The organism is Streptomyces sp. NPDC007189 (assembly GCF_040703635.1).
Lineage (GTDB): Bacteria > Actinomycetota > Actinomycetes > Streptomycetales > Streptomycetaceae > Streptomyces.
The window spans coordinates 385,327-401,049 of the sequence record NZ_JBEYEY010000003.1; the positions used below are offsets into that span (position 1 = coordinate 385,327).

The 15,723-nt window shown below is 71.7% G+C and carries 11 protein-coding genes; 2 read left to right on the plus strand and 9 right to left on the minus strand.

What is annotated here, in order from left to right:
* Positions 1–2 precede the first annotated feature (2 nt).
* The 5 genes from pgi to tkt are packed head-to-tail and all read right to left on the minus strand — an operon-like array spanning position 3 to position 7,431.
* The gene (gene pgi, locus AB0950_RS07845; protein ID WP_360574285.1) at positions 3–1,664 is read right to left on the minus strand and encodes a glucose-6-phosphate isomerase; all 1,662 of its coding nucleotides are present in this window, start codon (positions 1,662–1,664) and stop codon (positions 3–5) included.
* Between the two features lies 1 nt (position 1,665).
* Positions 1,666–2,592, minus strand: coding sequence for a glucose-6-phosphate dehydrogenase assembly protein OpcA (gene opcA / locus AB0950_RS07850; RefSeq protein ID WP_360157021.1), 927 nt, complete (start codon positions 2,590–2,592; stop codon positions 1,666–1,668).
* Entirely contained in the window at positions 2,589–4,172 is a 1,584-nt protein-coding gene (zwf, locus tag AB0950_RS07855) for a glucose-6-phosphate dehydrogenase (RefSeq protein ID WP_360157018.1), read from the minus strand. Before zwf ends, opcA begins: the two co-directional genes overlap by 4 nt.
* Positions 4,169–5,314, minus strand: coding sequence for a transaldolase (gene tal / locus AB0950_RS07860; RefSeq protein WP_366778077.1), 1,146 nt, complete (start codon positions 5,312–5,314; stop codon positions 4,169–4,171). The genes zwf and tal overlap by 4 nt, the downstream gene beginning before the upstream one ends.
* 41 nt (positions 5,315–5,355) lie before the next feature.
* Entirely contained in the window at positions 5,356–7,431 is a 2,076-nt protein-coding gene (tkt, locus tag AB0950_RS07865) for a transketolase (protein WP_366778078.1), read from the minus strand.
* A 146-nt stretch (positions 7,432–7,577) separates the two neighbouring features.
* On the opposite strand from tkt, the gene AB0950_RS07870 reads away from it, so the two are divergent.
* Positions 7,578–8,483: an AraC family transcriptional regulator gene (locus AB0950_RS07870; RefSeq protein ID WP_360157009.1), complete on the plus strand. Its 906-nt coding sequence runs from the start codon at positions 7,578–7,580 to the stop codon at positions 8,481–8,483.
* Positions 8,484–8,599: 116 nt separating this feature from the next.
* On the opposite strand, the gene AB0950_RS07875 is transcribed toward AB0950_RS07870, so the two are convergent.
* Both AB0950_RS07875 and AB0950_RS07880 read right to left on the minus strand, forming a co-directional pair.
* On the minus strand, positions 8,600–10,000 hold the full coding sequence (locus tag AB0950_RS07875; protein ID WP_366778079.1) for a glycoside hydrolase family 16 protein: 1,401 nt from the start codon (positions 9,998–10,000) through the stop codon (positions 8,600–8,602).
* Between the two features lie 230 nt (positions 10,001–10,230).
* The gene (locus AB0950_RS07880) at positions 10,231–10,989 is read right to left on the minus strand and encodes an IclR family transcriptional regulator (RefSeq protein ID WP_366778080.1); all 759 of its coding nucleotides are present in this window, start codon (positions 10,987–10,989) and stop codon (positions 10,231–10,233) included.
* Positions 10,990–11,207: 218 nt separating this feature from the next.
* Between AB0950_RS07880 and AB0950_RS07885 the strand changes: the two genes are divergently transcribed.
* Positions 11,208–12,545 (plus strand): 6-phospho-beta-glucosidase, encoded by a 1,338-nt coding sequence (locus AB0950_RS07885; RefSeq protein ID WP_360157001.1) that lies wholly within the window; start codon positions 11,208–11,210, stop codon positions 12,543–12,545.
* 69 nt (positions 12,546–12,614) lie between these two features.
* Here AB0950_RS07885 and AB0950_RS07890 read toward each other — a convergent pair whose 3' ends face one another.
* Both AB0950_RS07890 and AB0950_RS07895 read right to left on the minus strand, forming a co-directional pair.
* Positions 12,615–14,303: a carbohydrate binding domain-containing protein gene (locus AB0950_RS07890; RefSeq protein ID WP_360156999.1), complete on the minus strand. Its 1,689-nt coding sequence runs from the start codon at positions 14,301–14,303 to the stop codon at positions 12,615–12,617.
* A 212-nt stretch (positions 14,304–14,515) separates the two neighbouring features.
* Positions 14,516–15,643, minus strand: coding sequence for an ATP-grasp domain-containing protein (locus AB0950_RS07895; RefSeq protein WP_366778081.1), 1,128 nt, complete (start codon positions 15,641–15,643; stop codon positions 14,516–14,518).
* Positions 15,644–15,723 lie beyond the last annotated feature (80 nt).

Here is a 15,723-nt window from a genome sequence, read left to right on the forward strand (position 1 = left end):
GATCAGTTCACTTCCTGAGCGTTCTTGAGAGTGCGGTAGGCGGCGACGAGGGCCGTGGTGGACGGGTCCAGACCGGGGACGTCCGCGCCTTCGGTGAGGGCGGGTTCGACCCGCTTGGCCAGCACCTTGCCCAGCTCGACCCCCCACTGGTCGAAGGAGTCGATGTTCCACACCGCGCCCTGCACGAACACCTTGTGCTCGTAGAGGGCGATCAGCTGGCCGAGCACGGACGGGGTGAGCGAGCCGGCGAGGATCGTGGTGGTGGGGTGGTCGCCGCGGAAGGTGCGGTGGGCCACCTGCTCCTCCGGGACGCCCTCCGCGCGGACCTCCTCGGCGCTCTTGCCGAAGGCGAGGGCCTGGGTCTGGGCGAAGAAGTTCGCCATCAACAGATCGTGCTGCGCCTTGAGTTCACCGCTCAGCTCGCCGACGGGCCGGGCGAAGCCGATGAAGTCCGCGGGGATCAGCTTGGTGCCCTGGTGGATCAACTGGTAGTAGGCGTGCTGCCCGTTGGTGCCCGGCGTGCCCCACACCACGGGCCCCGTCTGCCACTCGACCGGCCGGCCGTCGCGCTGCACCGACTTGCCGTTGGACTCCATGTCCAGCTGCTGGAGGTAGGCGGTGAATTTCGACAGGTAGTGGCTGTACGGCAGCACGGCGTGCGACTGGGCGTCGTGGAAGTTGCCGTACCAGATGCCCAGCAGGCCGAGGATCAGAGGGGCGTTGGCCTCGGCGGGGGCGGTGCGGAAGTGGTCGTCCATCAGCCGGAAGCCGTCGAGCATCTCCCGGAAGCGGTCCGGGCCGATGGCGATCATCAGCGACAGGCCGATCGCGGAGTCGTACGAGTACCGGCCCCCGACCCAGTCCCAGAACTCGAACATGTTGTCCGGGTCGATGCCGAACTCGGTGACCTTCCCGGCGTTGGTCGACAGCGCCACGAAGTGCTTGGCCACGGCCTTGTCGTCGCCGTCGAAGGCCTGAAGCAGCCAGGTGCGCGCCGAGGTGGCGTTCGTGATCGTCTCGATCGTCGTGAACGTCTTCGACGCGACGATGAACAGCGTCTCCGCCGGGTCCAGGTCGCGGGTGGCCTCGTGCAGGTCGGCGCCGTCGACGTTCGACACGAACCGGAACGTCAGCTCGCGCGCGGTGTACGGTCGCAGCACCTCGTAGGCCATGGCGGGGCCGAGGTCGGAGCCGCCGATGCCGATGTTGACGACGTTCCTGATCCGCTTGCCGGTGTGGCCGGTCCACTCGCCGGAGCGGACCCGCTCGGCGAAGGCGGCCATCTTGTCGAGGACGGCGTGCACCTTCGGCACGACGTTCTCGCCGTCGACCTCGATCACCGCGTCGCGCGGGGCGCGCAGGGCGGTGTGCAGCACGGCCCGGTCCTCGGTGACGTTGATCTTCTCACCGCGGAACATGGCGTCGCGCAGCGCGAACACGCCGGTGGCGGTGGCGAGTTCCTGGAGCAGGGCCAGGGTCTCGTCGGTGATCAGGTGCTTGCTGTAGTCGATGTACAGGTCGCCGACCCGTACGGCGTACCGCTCGGCGCGGCCGGGGTCCGCCGCGAACAGGTCGCGCAGGCGGGGCCTCCCCTGGCCGCGGTGGTCGGCGAGGGCCGTCCATTCGGGCCGGTCGGTGAGCTGGGGCAACTCGGACTGTGCCATCTCAGGCGTTCTCCTTGGCGGCCTCGCCCTTGAGGGCGACGGCGTACATCTCGTCGGCGTCGAGGCGGCGCAGCTCCTCGGCGATGAGTTCGGAGGTGGGGCGGACCTTCAGGGCGAGCGTGCGCGGCGGCTGGCCCGGCAGGGAGAGCGTGGCGAGCGGCCCCTCGGGGCGGTCGATGACGACCTCGCCGTTCTCGGTGCCCAGGCGCACGGCCGTGACGAACGGTCCGGCGGACGGCACCCGGTCGACCGGAAGGCGCAGCCGCGCCTCCAGCCAGCGGGCGAGCAGCTCGGCGCTGGGGTTGTCCGCCTCGGCCTCCACGGCCGCCGACGTCACCTTCTCGCGGGCCTGGTCCAGGGCGGCGGCCAGCATCGACCGCCACAGGGTGAGCCGGGTCCAGGCGAGGTCGGTGTCGCCGGGCGCGTAGTTGCGCACCCGGGTCTGCAGGACCTCCAGCGGCCGGTCGACGGCGTACAGGTCGGTGATCCTGCGCTGCGCGAGGGCGCCGAGCGGGTCCTTGGACGGGGCCTCGGGCGCCTCCACGGGCCACCACACGACCACCGGGGCGTCCGGCAGCAGCAGCGGGAGCACGACCGAGTCGGCGTGGTCGGACACCTCGCCGTAGGTGCGCAGCACGACCGTCTCGCCGGTGCCCGCCTCCGAGCCGACCCGGACCTCGGCGTCCAGCCGGGAGTGGGTGCGGTCGCGCAGGGTGCGGGCGTGCCGCTTGATGACGACCAGGGTGCGCGAGGGGTGCTCGTGCGAGGCCTCCTCGGCGGCCTTGATCGAGTCGTAGGCGTTCTCCTCGTCCGTGACGATGACCATCGTCAGGACCATGCCCACGGCGGGGGTGCCGATGGCCCGGCGGCCCTGCACCAGCGCCTTGTTGATCTTGCTTGCCGTGGTGTCGGTCAGGTCGATCTTCATGGCCTGCGCCAGCTCCGTCCGTCTCGTGCGAGCATCTCGTCCGCTTCCTTCGGTCCCCAGGTGCCCGACGCGTACTGCGCCGGCCTGCCGTGCGCCGCCCAGTACTCCTCGATCGGGTCGAGGATCTTCCAGGACTCTTCCACTTCCTGGTGACGGGGGAACAGGTTCGCGTCGCCCAGCAGCACGTCCAGGATGAGCCGCTCGTACGCCTCCGGGCTGGACTCGGTGAACGACTCGCCGTAGGCGAAGTCCATGGACACGTCCCGGATCTCCATCGAGGTGCCCGGCACCTTGGAGCCGAATCGGACGGTCATGCCCTCGTCGGGCTGGACGCGGATCACGATCGCGTTCTGGCCCAGCTCCTCGGTCGCAGTGGAGTCGAAGGGGGAGTGCGGGGCCCGCTTGAAGACCACCGCGATCTCCGTGACCCGGCGGCCCAGACGCTTGCCGGTGCGCAGGTAGAACGGGACGCCCGCCCAACGCCGGTTGTCGATGCCCAGCTTGATCGCGGCGAAGGTGTCGGTCTTCGACTGCGGGTCGATGCCCTCCTCCTGGAGGTAGCCGACGACCTTCTCGCCGCCCTGCCAGCCTTCCGCGTACTGGCCGCGCACGGTGCTGCGGCCCAGGTCCTTGGGCAGCCGCACCGACTTGAGCACCTTCAGCTTCTCGGTGAGCAGCGCCTCCGCGTCGAACGCGATGGGCTCCTCCATGGTGGTCAGCGCCATCAGCTGCAGCAGGTGGTTCTGGATGACGTCGCGGGCGGCGCCGATGCCGTCGTAGTAGCCGGCCCGGCCGCCGATGCCGATGTCCTCGGCCATGGTGATCTGTACGTGGTCGACGTACGACCGGTTCCAGACCGGCTCGTACATCTGGTTGGCGAAGCGCAGCGCCAGGATGTTCTGGACGGTCTCCTTGCCGAGGTAGTGGTCGATGCGGAACACCTGTTCCGGATCGAACACCTCGTGCACGATCGCGTTCAGCTCGCGGGCGCTGGCCAGGTCGTGGCCGAACGGCTTCTCGATGACGGCGCGCCGCCAGGAGCCCCGGGGCGGGTTCGCCAGGCCGTGCTTCTTCAGCTGCTGGACGACCTTCGGGAAGAACTTCGGCGGCACCGACAGGTAGAACGCGAAGTTGCCGCCGGTGCCGCGGGAGGCGTCCAGCTCCTGCACGGCGTCCTTGAGCTGCTTGAACGCGGTGTCGTCGTCGAAGTCGCCGGGGATGAACCGCATGCCCTCGGCGAGCTGCTGCCACACCTCCTCGCGGAACGGGGTGCGGGCGTGCTCCTTCACGGCGTCGTGCACGAGCTGCGCGAAGTCCTGGTCCTCCCACTCGCGCCGGGCGAAGCCGACCAGGGAGAAGCCCGGCGGCAGCAGACCCCGGTTGGCGAGGTCGTACACGGCCGGCATCAGCTTCTTGCGGGACAGGTCGCCGGTCACGCCGAAGATGACCAGGCCGGACGGGCCGGCGATGCGGGGGAGGCGGCGGTCGCGGGCGTCGCGCAGCGGGTTCTCCCAGTCGGCGGCCGGGACCACCGGGACCCGCACCTCGGGCGCTTCGGCGGCGGGTGCGTTGTCGGTCATCGGGCGTCAACTCCCTTGCTCTTCAGGGGCTTCGCTACGGCGTCCAGCAGTTCCTGCCAGGCGGCCTCGAACTTGGCGACGCCCTCGTCCTCCAGCTGCTGGACGACCTCGTCGTAGGAGATGCCGAGCCGTTCGACGGCGGCCAGGTCGGCGCGGGCCTGCGCATAACCGCCGGTCACCGTGTCGCCGGTGATCTCGCCGTGGTCGGCGACGGCGTTCAGCGTGGCCTCCGGCATGGTGTTGACCGTGCCCGGCGCGACCAGCTCGTCCACATACAGAGTGTCCTTGTACGCGGGGTCCTTCACCCCGGTGGACGCCCACAGCGGACGCTGCTTGTTCGCCCCGGAACCGGCGAGTGCCAGCCAGCGGTCGGAGCCGAACACCTCCTCGTACGCCTCGTAGGCGAGCCGGGCGTTGGCGAGGGCCGCGCGGCCCTTGAGGGCGAGGGCCTCGCCGGTGCCGAGGGCGGTCAGCCGCTTGTCGATCTCGCTGTCGACGCGGGAGACGAAGAAGGACGCCACCGAGTGGATGCCGGCGAGGCCGATGCCGCGCTCCCGGGCCTTCTCCAGGCCGGCCAGGTAGGCGGCCATGACCTCGCGGTAGCGCTCCAGGGAGAAGATCAGGGTCACGTTGACGCTGATGCCGAGCCCGACGACTTCGGTGATCGCCGGCAGGCCGGCCCTGGTCGCAGGGATCTTGATCATCACGTTGGGGCGGTCGACCAGCCAGGCGAGCTGCTTGGCCTCGGCGACGGTGGCCGCCGTGTCGTGGGCGAGGCGCGGGTCGACCTCGATGGAGACCCGGCCGTCGCGGCCGCCGGTGGCGTCGTACACCTCACGCAGGACGTCGGCGGCGTCGCGCACGTCGGCGGTCGTCATCATGCGCACCGCCTCGTCCACCGTCACCCCGCGCACGGCGAGGTCGGTGAGCTGCTCCTCGTAGCCCTCGCCCGAGCCGATGGCGGCCTGGAAGATCGAGGGGTTCGTCGTGACGCCGACGGCGCTGCCGCTCGCCACCAGCTCGGCGAGGCTGCCCGAGGTGATCCGCTTCCGCGACAGGTCGTCGAGCCAGATCGACACGCCCTCGTCGGCGAGGCGCTTGAGGGCTCCCGGGGTCGCGATTGCTTCGGTCACAGTGATCATTCTTCTTTCGGATCGGATTCGGGTCGAATCGGGCGTCGGTGTCAGGCGCGCGCCGCGGCGAGGGACTCGCGGGCCGCGGCGGCGACGTTCTCGGGGGTGAAACCGAACTCGGCGAACAGGGTCGTGGCGTCGGCGGAGGCGCCGAAGTGCTCGAGGGAGACGATCCGGCCGGCGTCGCCGACGTACCGGTACCAGGTCAGACCGATCCCGGCCTCCACGGCCACCCGGGCCTTCACGGCCGGCGGCAGCACCCGCTCGCGGTACTCGCGCGGCTGCTCCTCGAACCACTCCACGGACGGCATGGACACCACGCGGGCGCCGATGCCCTCCGCCTCCAGCAGCTCCCGCGCGGCGACGGCCAGCTGCACCTCCGATCCCGTCGCGATGACGATCACCTCCGGGACCTCGGTCGAGGACTCGCGCAGCACATAGCCGCCCTTGGCCGCGTCCTCGTTCGGCGCGTACACCGGCACGCCCTGGCGGGTGAGCGCGAGCCCGTGCGGGGCAGGGCGGGTGGCGTGCCTCTTCAGGATCTCGGCCCAGGCGACCGCGGTCTCGTTGGCGTCGGCCGGGCGGACGACGTTCAGGCCCGGGATGGCGCGCAGCGAGGCCAGGTGCTCGACCGGCTGGTGGGTGGGGCCGTCCTCGCCGAGGCCGATGGAGTCGTGCGTCCACACGTACGTCACCGGCAGCTGCATCAGCGCCGACATGCGCACCGCGTTGCGCATGTAGTCGGAGAACACCAGGAAGGTGCCGCCGTAGATCCGGGTGTTGCCGTGCAGGGCGATGCCGTTCATCTCCGCGGCCATGGAGAACTCGCGGATGCCGAAGTGGACGGTACGGCCATACGGGTCGGCCTCGGGCAGCGGGTTGCCCTCCGGCAGGAAGGAGCTGTTCTTGTCGATGGTGGTGTTGTTGGAGCCGGCGAGGTCGGCGGAGCCGCCCCACAGCTCGGGGACCACCGGGCCGAGCGCCTGCAGGACCTTGCCGGAGGCGGCGCGGGTGGCGACGGACTTGCCCTCCTCGAAGACGGGGATGCTCTGCTCCCAGCCCTCGGGCAGCTCGCCCTTGCTGATCCGGTCGAACAGCGCGGCCCGCTCCGGCTGGGCGGCGCGCCACTCGGCGATCCGCTTGTCCCAGGCCGCGTGCGCCTCGGCGCCCCGGTCCAGGGCGCCCCGGGTGTGCCGCAGGACGTGGTCCTCGACCTGGAAGGTCTGCCCGGGGTCGAAGCCGAGCAGGCGCTTGGTGGCGGCGATCTCCTCCTCGCCGAGCGCCGAGCCGTGGGAGGCCTCGGTGTTCCGCGCGTTCGGGGCGGGCCAGGCGATGATCGTGCGCATCGCGATGATCGAGGGGCGCTCGGTCTCGGCCTGCGCGGCCTTCAGCGCGGCGTACAGGGCGGGCACGTCGATGTCGCCGTCGGCGGTGGGCTCGACGCGCTGGGTGTGCCAGCCGTAGGCCTCGTACCGGCCCAGGACGTCCTCGGAGAAGGCGGTCGCGGTGTCGCCCTCGATGGAGATGTGGTTGTCGTCGTAGAGGAAGACGAGGTTGCCGAGCTTCTGGTGGCCGGCGAGCGAGGAGGCCTCGGCGGAGACGCCCTCCTGAAGGTCGCCGTCGGAGACGATCGCCCAGACGGTGTGGTCGAAGGGGGAGGTGCCCGCGGGGGCCTCGGGGTCGAACAGGCCGCGCTCGTAGCGGGCCGCCATCGCCATGCCGACGGCGTTGGCGACGCCCTGCCCGAGCGGGCCGGTGGTGGTCTCGACGCCGGCGGTGTGCCCGTACTCGGGGTGGCCCGGGGTCTTGGAGCCGTGCGTGCGGAACGCCTTCAGGTCGTCCAGCTCCAGCTCGTACCCGGCGAGGAACAGCTGCGTGTAGAGGGTCAGCGAGGTGTGACCGGGGGAGAGAACGAAACGATCCCGGCCGGTCCACTCGGGGTCCGCGGGGTCGTGACGCATCACCTTCTGAAAGATCGTGTACGCGGCAGGCGCCAGGCTCATCGCCGTGCCCGGGTGGCCGTTGCCCACCTTCTGCACCGCGTCGGCCGCCAGGAGACGGGCGGTGTCCACGGCACGCCGGTCGAGGTCGGTCCACTCGAAGCCGTCGGATGTGTGCGTGGTCATCTTCAAGAAGTCCTCGTTCCGTGCGGGAGTGCTGGCCTGACGCGTTCAAACTTAAAAGTCTGACTTTTTCGAGGAAAGGGCGGGGTGTGTCAGCCTGTGGTGAATCTGGGACAGTGATCGCGGGACAGGGACGGCGTAAAGAGGACATGGCTGACAGAACGCCCCACGGTGAGGGCGCGCACGTGGACGGCGAGGGCATCGAGACCTTCCCCTTCCCGACCGACCGGGCCGTCGCGGGCGTCGGCATGCAGATCGGCCCCATGGGCGCGGGCCGCACCTGGCACGCCGACGCCCCCCTGCACCGCGTCCACCGCATCGACTTCCACATCGTCATGCTGTTCAGCGACGGCCCCGTACGGCACATGATCGACTTCGCCGAGTACGAGGCCGGCGCCGGCGACCTGCTGTGGATCCGCCCCGGACAGGTCCACCGCTTCTCCCGGGAAGCCGTGTACCGCGGAACGGTCCTGACCATGCAGCCCGGCTTCCTGCCCCGCTCCACCGTCGAGGCCACCGGCCTGTACCGCTACGATCTGCCGCCCCTGCTGCACCCCGACCCGGACCGGCTCGCCGCGCTCCGGGCGGCCCTCGACCAGCTGCGCCGCGAGTACGAGGACACCACCACGCTCCCGCTCAGCCTGCACACCGCCGTCCTGCGGCACACGCTCACCGCGGCCCTGCTGCGCCTCGCCCACCTCGCGGCCAGCTCCGCCGAGGGCGGCCGGCAGCAGACGGACAGCACCTTCACCCGCTTCCGGGACGCCGTCGAGCACGGCTTCGCCACCAACCACAGCGTCAGCGCCTACGCCGACGCCCTCGGCTACTCCCGGCGCACCCTGGTGCGGGCCGTGCGCGCCGCCACCGGCGAGACGCCCAAGGGGTTCATCGACAAACGCGTCGTCCTGGAGGCCAAGCGCCTCCTCGCCCACACCGACATGCCGATCGGCCGCGTCGGCGCGGCCGTGGGCTTCCCCGACGCGGCGAACTTCACCAAGTTCTTCCACCTGCACACCGGGCAGACGCCGGTGGCGTTCCGCGCCGAACTGCGATGAGCCCCATCGGGCCGTGACCGATGGGGCTCTGCGCCGGCCGCCCTCGGCGAGGACGGCCGGACGGTGATGACGCCGGGGCGGCCGTCGTGGGTCGACCGGCCCCGGCGCCGGACGGCTCAGTGGCCGAAGTCGAACCAGTTGACGTTCACGAAGTCGGCCGGCTGGCCGCTGGTGAAGGTCAGATACACGTCGTGGGTGCCGGTGACCGAGCTGATGTTGGCCGGGACCGTCGTCCAGGACTGCCAGCCCCCGGTGCTGCCGACGGCGAAGCTGCCGATGGGAGCGTTGCTCCGGCTGTCCAGGCGTACCTCGACCAGTCCGCTGACGCCGCCGGCCGCGCCGCTCGCCACCCGGGCGTAGAACTGCCTGGCCGCCGTGGAGCCGAAGTTGACGCCCTTGTACAGGGCCCAGTCGCCGTTCGCGATCGAGCCGATGTCCTGGCCGCCGCCGGTGTCGGACGAGGCCTCGGTGCTGACGCCGGACTGGCTGTCGTAGGACTCGGCCTGAATGGCGCTGTAGGCGTCGCGGTTGCCGCTCGGCGGGGGAGTGGTGCCGCCGCCGCTGCCCGAGGACTGCAGGACCTGGACGTAGTCGACGACCATCGGGTGGCCGGACTCCGTGGCGCTGGTCGGGCCGCCGCCGAACGCCCCGGGGAAGCCGCCGCCCATCGCCACGTTCAGGATGACGAAGAAGCCGTGGTTCGTGGCGTTCGCCCAGGTCGTGGCGTCCATCTGGTTCGCCGTGACCGTCTGGTAGTTGACGCCGTCGACGTAGAAGCGGATCGCCTCCGGGCTCACCGAGCGGTCCCACTCCATGGTGTAGGTGTGGAAGCCCGACTGGCAGGTGGTGTTCGGGCAGGCGGTGGAGTTGCCGAGGCCCGTGGTCTCGTTGCAGGGGCCGCCCGGGTTGGTGCCGCAGTGCATCGTGGCCCAGGTCTTGTTCAGGCCGTTGACGTTCTCCATGATGTCCAGCTCGCCGACGCTCGGCCAGTTCTGGTAGTTGCCCCGGAACGGCGCGCCCAGCATCCAGAAGGCGGGCCAGTAGCCGGCGGCCGCGTTCCCGGTGACGTTGGGCATCTGGATCCGTGCCTCCACGCGCAGCTTGCCGCCGGCCGGGGGCTGGAAGTCGGTGCGGGTGGTCTCGATCCGGCCGGAGGTCCAGTTGCCGGAGGCGTCGCGGCGCGGGGTGATGAGCAGACTGCCGTTGCCGTCCAGGGCGACGTTGTTCGTGCTGGAGGTCATCGACTCGACCTCGCCGGTGCCCCAGTTCCCGGCCCCGCCCGGGTACGAAGTCCCGGTGTCGTACTGCCAGTTCGACGTGTTGACGCCGGAGCCCGCCGAGCCGTTGAAGTCGTCCAGGAAGACCTGGGACCAGCCGGAGGGAGGCGCGGGGGCGGTGGCGTTCGCGGGCGCGCTGGCGGCCGTGGCGACGGCCGCGGCCAGGCCCAGCGTGGCGACGACGGCGACGAGCGCGCGCCGCAGCGGGCGCGGTCTGGGTATGCCGGAGGATGCGCTCATGGGGAGCCTCTCGGGTACGGAGTTGTGCGGGGGTCCCGGGAGCGCTCCCATGGTGTCCTGAGAGCGCTCTCAAGGTGCCGCCAATGTGCTCCCCGCCCTCGCACTCGTCAAGCCTTGAAACAAAGAAAGTCCCACCCCTGTGCGGGAGTTCAGGGGGTGAAGCCGCCCGTACCGGCGCAGACCGCGCTGCCCGCCTGTCCCGCCCGCGATCCCGGCGAGGGCGCGCCCGCTCAGCCTCCGCGCCGCTCCGGCCGCCAGCCCAGGGCCCGGGAGATCCCGCGTGCCGCCAGCCGTACCGCCGGGGTCAGTGCCGGCACCTGGGCGGTCGCCCGGGGCACCACCACCGACACCGCCGCGACCACGTCACCGCCGGCTCCGCGCACCGCCGCCGCCACCGACAGCGCGTCCTCGGTCACCTGCCGCTCGCTCACCGCCACGCCCGAGCGGCGCACTTCGGCGAGGGTACGGCGCAGCCGCACCGGATCGGTGATCGTGTGCGGCGTGAACGCGGCCAGCGGCCCGGCGCAGTACTCCTCCTGCAGCTCCGGGCCGGCGTGGGCGAGCAGGACCAGCCCGACGCCGGTGGCGTGCAGCGGCCAGCGTGCGCCGACCCGGATGTGCACGCCCACCGCCGAACGGGCCGACAGCCACTCGATGTAGACGACCTCCGTGCCGTCCCGCACCGCCAGCTGCACGTTCTCGTGCGTCGCCTCGTACAGGTCCTCCAGGTACGGCAGCGCCAGCTGTCTCAGGCCCAGGCCGCGCGGCGCGAGCGCGGCCACCTCCCACAGCCGCAGCCCCACGTGGTACACCCCGGACGCGTCGCGCTCCAGCGCGCCCCACGCGGTCAGGGTGCCGGCCAGCCGGTGCGCGGTGGTCAGGCTGAGCCCGGCACGGCGGCTGATGTCGGTGAGGGTGAGGGCGGGGTGCTCGTGGTCGAACGCGGCGAGCACGGCCAGCAGACGGTCGGCAGCGGACCGCTCGCTCACCCGCACCTCGCCCTGTCGCCGTACGTCCTCGCCGGATCGTAGCCCACCACCGCCCGCGCGGCGACGGGCCGCCGTCGCGCCGGGGCTGCGGCCGGTGTGTCGGCGGGGCGTGCGGAAGCCCTGGACGTCCCAGGGGTGCGCGGGATCGTGTGATCCTCCGCGAGAGTGCTCGATACTCAGGGAGACGCGGTGATCGTGATGGCAGGGAAGGTGCAGGCGTGAAGCTGACGATTCTGGGCGGTGGCGGCTTCCGCGTCCCGCTCGTGTACGGGGCGCTTTTGACGGACCGCGCCGAGGGCCGTGTCACCCGGGTCGTGCTGCACGACCTGGACGCGGGCCGGCTCTCCGCCGTGACCCGCGTCCTGGGCGAGCAGGCCGCGGGGGTGCCCGGCGCGCCCGAGGTGACCGCCACCACCGACCTCGACGAGGCGCTGCGCGGCGCCGACTTCGTCTTCTCCGCGATCCGCGTAGGCGGCCTCGAGGGCCGGGCGGACGACGAGCGCGTGGCCCTCGCCGAGGGCGTGCTCGGCCAGGAGACGGTCGGCGCGGGCGGCATCGCCTACGGTCTGCGCACGGTACCGGTCGCCGTCGACATCGCCCGGCGGGTGGCCCGGCTCGCCCCCGACGCCTGGGTCATCAACTTCACCAACCCGGCGGGCCTGGTCACCGAGGCCATGTCCCGCCACCTCGGCGACCGCGTCATCGGCATCTGCGACTCACCGGTCGGCCTCGGCCGCCGTATCGCCCGGGTGCTGGGCGCGGACCCGCAGGAGGCGTGGATCGACTACGTCGGCCTCAACCACCTCGGCTGGGTGCGCGGCCTGCGCGTCGCCGGGCGCGACGAACTCCCGCGCCTGCTCGCCGACCCAGCCCTGCTCGGCTCCTTCGAGGAGGGCAGGCTCTTCGGGCCGGAGTGGCTGACGTCGCTCGGCGCGATCCCCAACGAGTACCTGCACTACTACTACTTCAACCGCGAGGCCGTCCGCGCCTACCAGCAGGCCGAGAAGACCCGCGGCGCCTTCCTGCGCGACCAGCAGGCGCGGTTCTACGAGCAGGCCACACGGTCGGAGGGGTCCGCCCTCGCGCTGTGGGACCGCACCCGCGCCGAGCGGGAGGCGACCTACATGGCCGAGAACCGCGAGACCGCGGGCGCCGGCGAACGCGAGGCCGACGACCTGTCCGGCGGCTACGAGAAGGTCGCCCTCGCCCTGATGCGGGCCATCGCGCGGGACGAGCGGGCGACCCTGATCCTCAACGTCCGCAACCGCGGCACCCTGTCCGTCCTGGACAGCGAGGCGGTGATCGAGGTCCCGTGCCTGGTGGACGCCAACGGCGCGCACCCGGTCGCGGTCGACCCGCTGCCCGGCCATGCCACCGGCCTGGTCTGCGCGGTCAAGGCGGTCGAGCGCGAGGTGCTCGCCGCCGCCGGCTCCGGTGACCGGGCGGCGGCCGTGCGGGCGTTCGCCCTGCATCCGCTGGTCGACTCGGTGAACGTGGCCCGCAGGCTGGTCGACGGCTACACGGCGGTCCACCCCGGGCTCGCGTACCTCAAGTGATCGGCACGGGCCCCTGCGAGCGCGCCGGGGCGGCCGGCCCTCGTGGGACCGGCCGCCGGTTCGGTGGGGTCAGCCGGTGAACCCGGCCGTGATGGAGGTGAACTGCCAGGTGTTCTGGCTGATGCCGGAGCAGTTGCTCACCACGCCGCCGCCCGCGCACGGCCGGTCGCGGTTGACCGACCAGAAGGCGAGCCGCGCGATGTGGTGGGAGTTCGCCCAGTCCCGGATCTGGGTCCAGATCGCCGGGGTGGTCGTCTCCTGCTGGTCGGACAGGCCGTTCATGCCCGAGATGCCGATGTGGGCGTAGGCGGTCGCGTCGTCCCAGCCGAAGGTCGACTTCAGCTTGTTCTTCAGGCCCTCCGCGGCGTTCACGGTGCTGCCGTACATGTCCGAGCCGCCGCCGAAGTCGAACGGCATGATGGTGAACACGTCGATGTTCGCGCCGAGCGACTGCGCCTGCTCGATGAGCCGGTTGCCGTAGTACGTCGGGCCCGTGGTGGAGGTGCCGAAGGTGACGATGGTCCTCAGGCCGGGGTTGTTCGCCTTGACGGTCTTCAGCGCGGTGAGGATCTTCGCCTGGACGGCCTCGTTCTCGAACTCGTCCGTGTTCTCGATGTCCATGTCGACGGCCTTCAGGCCGTAGGCGTCGATCACCTTCTGGATCGCGCCGGCGAGCGCGGCGGCCGAGGAGCAGTTGGCGCCGAGCTTGCTGCCCTGCCAGCCGCCGAAGGACGGCACGACGTCACCGCCGGCGGAGCGGATCGCGTTGATCGCGCTCTGGTCGGCGCCGCCGGTGAGCGGCCGGCTGCCGTCCCAGGCCGGGGTGCAGCCGCCGGAGTCCAGCACGAACGCCATCGTGAACCACTTGATGCCGGTCGCGCTCATCACCGTCGTCGGGCTCGGCGGATCGCCCCAGCCCTCGTACAGGTACGGCGCGGCCTGCGTGAAACCGGTTCCCCCGCCGCTGCCCGCACTGGTCGTCACCGTGACGGCGTTGGAGGCGGCCGAGACGTTCCCGGCCGCGTCGTGCGCCTTCACCGTGAAGGTGTACGACGTGCTGGGCGCGAGGCCGCTGACCGTGGCGGAGGTGCCGGAGACGGTCAGCACCCGGTTCGCGCCGCTGTAGACGTCGTAACCGGTCACGCCCACGTTGTCGCCGGCGGCGTTCCACGACAGCGAAACGCTGGACGACGTCTTGCCGGTGGAGGTCAGGCCCGTCGGCGCGGTCGGCGCCTGGGTGTCCCCGCCGCCCCCGCCGCCGCCCGGTCCGTCCAGGCCGATGTCGTCCGCCCAGTAGCTGCCCTGGGCGTACCAGCCGTGGACGTAGATGGTGGCGCTGGTCTGCGCGGCGCCGGTGGTGAAGGAGACGCTCAGCCGGCTGTACGCCGTCGGCGACGTCGTCCAGGTCGAGGCGCCGCCGTCCACGCCCAGGTACACGTAACTGCCGCGCACCCAGCCGCTGAGGGTGTACGTCGTGTTCGGCTGCACGGCGACCTTCTGGCTGCACTGCGCGTTGTCGCTGTCGGTCACCGCGCCCTGGAGCGCCTTGGCGCCGCTGTGCACGGGGGAGGAGACGACCGAGCCGAGGTTGCCGGTGCAGGTCCAGGGGGAGAGGCCGCCGGACTCGAAGCCGGGGTTGGTGAGGATGTTGGCCGCCTGAGCGGTACCCGGAAGGGCGACGGCCCCGCCGACCGCGAGGGCGGCGGAACCGAGCAGGGCGAGAAGCCGGCGTCTGTGACGCCCGAGTGGATTGCGCACGCGATCTCCCTGTGGGGAAGCGGGTGTTCGGGAGTGCACGGGAGTGCGGAGGTGCGCTGAAGAATTTGGTATGGACCAATCGGCCTGTCAAGGTGTGCGGTCGGATCGGTCCGTCCCGAAGGGGCGCGAGCGCCCCCGAAGGGCGCTCGGCTGTATGGGATGTGCGGCTCCGCCGCGCGGGCGCGACAAGCCACGACGGACCCGCGGACGGCCTACAGCGGCAGGACCTGGGCCGCTTCGGGCGCCGGAGCAGGCGCGGGCACCTTCGGCAGCAGCACGTCGGCCGATTCCGCCCGCTGCTGCGGGAGCGCCGCCGGCACCGGCAGCAGCGACCGCGGCCCCGCCACCACCGTGTAGTCCTGCCCCAGGAACGGCGGCTCGATGACCCCGGGGTCCTCGCCCAGCGCCAACTGCACCGCCGCCCACGGGGCGTTCACCCCGCACAGCGACAGCTGGTGCAGACCCCCGGCGGGCCGGGTGTTGACGTCCATCAGCACCGGCCGGTCGCCGAACATCCGGAACTGGACGTTGGACAGATGGTGCAGCCCGAAGCCCTCCGCGATCAGCCGGGCCGGCTCCAGCCAGCGCTCGTCCAGCGTGAAGCCCCTGCGGCGCCCGTTCTTGGTGCGGCCCACCGCGAGCCGCAGCCGGTTGTCCGTCCCGGTCAGGCAGTCCACGGACACCTCGGGCTGCTCCAGGCGCGGCATCACCAGCCAGTCCACCGGCTCCCCGGACCGCCGCAGCGCCTCGACGACCAGGTCGAGCTGGACGTACGGTCCCGGGAACCCCTCGAGATGGGCCAGCGAGAACGGCGCCCGGGTGATCACCCGGAAGCCGACCCCGCCCGCGCCGGCGGCCGGCTTGAAGCACGCCCGGTGCCCACCGGCCTCCAACTCCTCGACGGCGGCGAGAAGTTCGTCGGCGGTGCCAACCCGCCACCACGGCGGCACCGGCACCCCCACCGAGCGGACCGCCTCGTACGCGGTCGCCTTGTCCTCGAAGACGGCCACCGCCTCGGGCGTCGGCGCCAGCAGTGCCGTACCGGACGCCGCGAACTCCGCGCGGTGCGCCACGATCGCCGCCTGGTGCAGCCGCGGCACGAACACGTCGATGCCGCGCCGGGCGCACTGGTCGAGGGCGTACTCGACGTACGCGGCCGGGGACAGCCCCTCCGGCTCCAGGTCGGCGGTGTCGGCGGCGGCCAGGACGGGGGAGTCCGGGTCGGCGTGCGTGGCATGGATCTCCACCGCGCGATCGCTGGGATTTCTGCGCAGCTGATCCATGAAGAACACGTTCTCCGCGTACGTGCGGTTGAGCCAGACGCGTACGCGAGAGAGCATGCAGGCCGCCTTTCATGGTGTGCGGGCAGGGCGCAGCGGCCCGGGCCCGGGCAGGAGGGAGGAAGGGACACCGAAGCACC

Coding starts and splice junctions, on each gene's coding strand:
- tal (WP_366778077.1), bottom strand. CDS start 5,314: ATGATCACTGTGACCGAAGCAATCGCGACCCCGGGAGCCCTCAAGCGC.
- zwf (WP_360157018.1), bottom strand. CDS start 4,172: ATGACCGACAACGCACCCGCCGCCGAAGCGCCCGAGGTGCGGGTCCCG.
- pgi (WP_360574285.1), bottom strand. CDS start 1,664: ATGGCACAGTCCGAGTTGCCCCAGCTCACCGACCGGCCCGAATGGACG.
- AB0950_RS07895 (WP_366778081.1), bottom strand. CDS start 15,643: ATGCTCTCTCGCGTACGCGTCTGGCTCAACCGCACGTACGCGGAGAAC.
- opcA (WP_360157021.1), bottom strand. CDS start 2,592: ATGAAGATCGACCTGACCGACACCACGGCAAGCAAGATCAACAAGGCG.
- AB0950_RS07870 (WP_360157009.1), top strand. CDS start 7,578: ATGGCTGACAGAACGCCCCACGGTGAGGGCGCGCACGTGGACGGCGAG.
- tkt (WP_366778078.1), bottom strand. CDS start 7,431: ATGACCACGCACACATCCGACGGCTTCGAGTGGACCGACCTCGACCGG.
- AB0950_RS07875 (WP_366778079.1), bottom strand. CDS start 10,000: ATGAGCGCATCCTCCGGCATACCCAGACCGCGCCCGCTGCGGCGCGCG.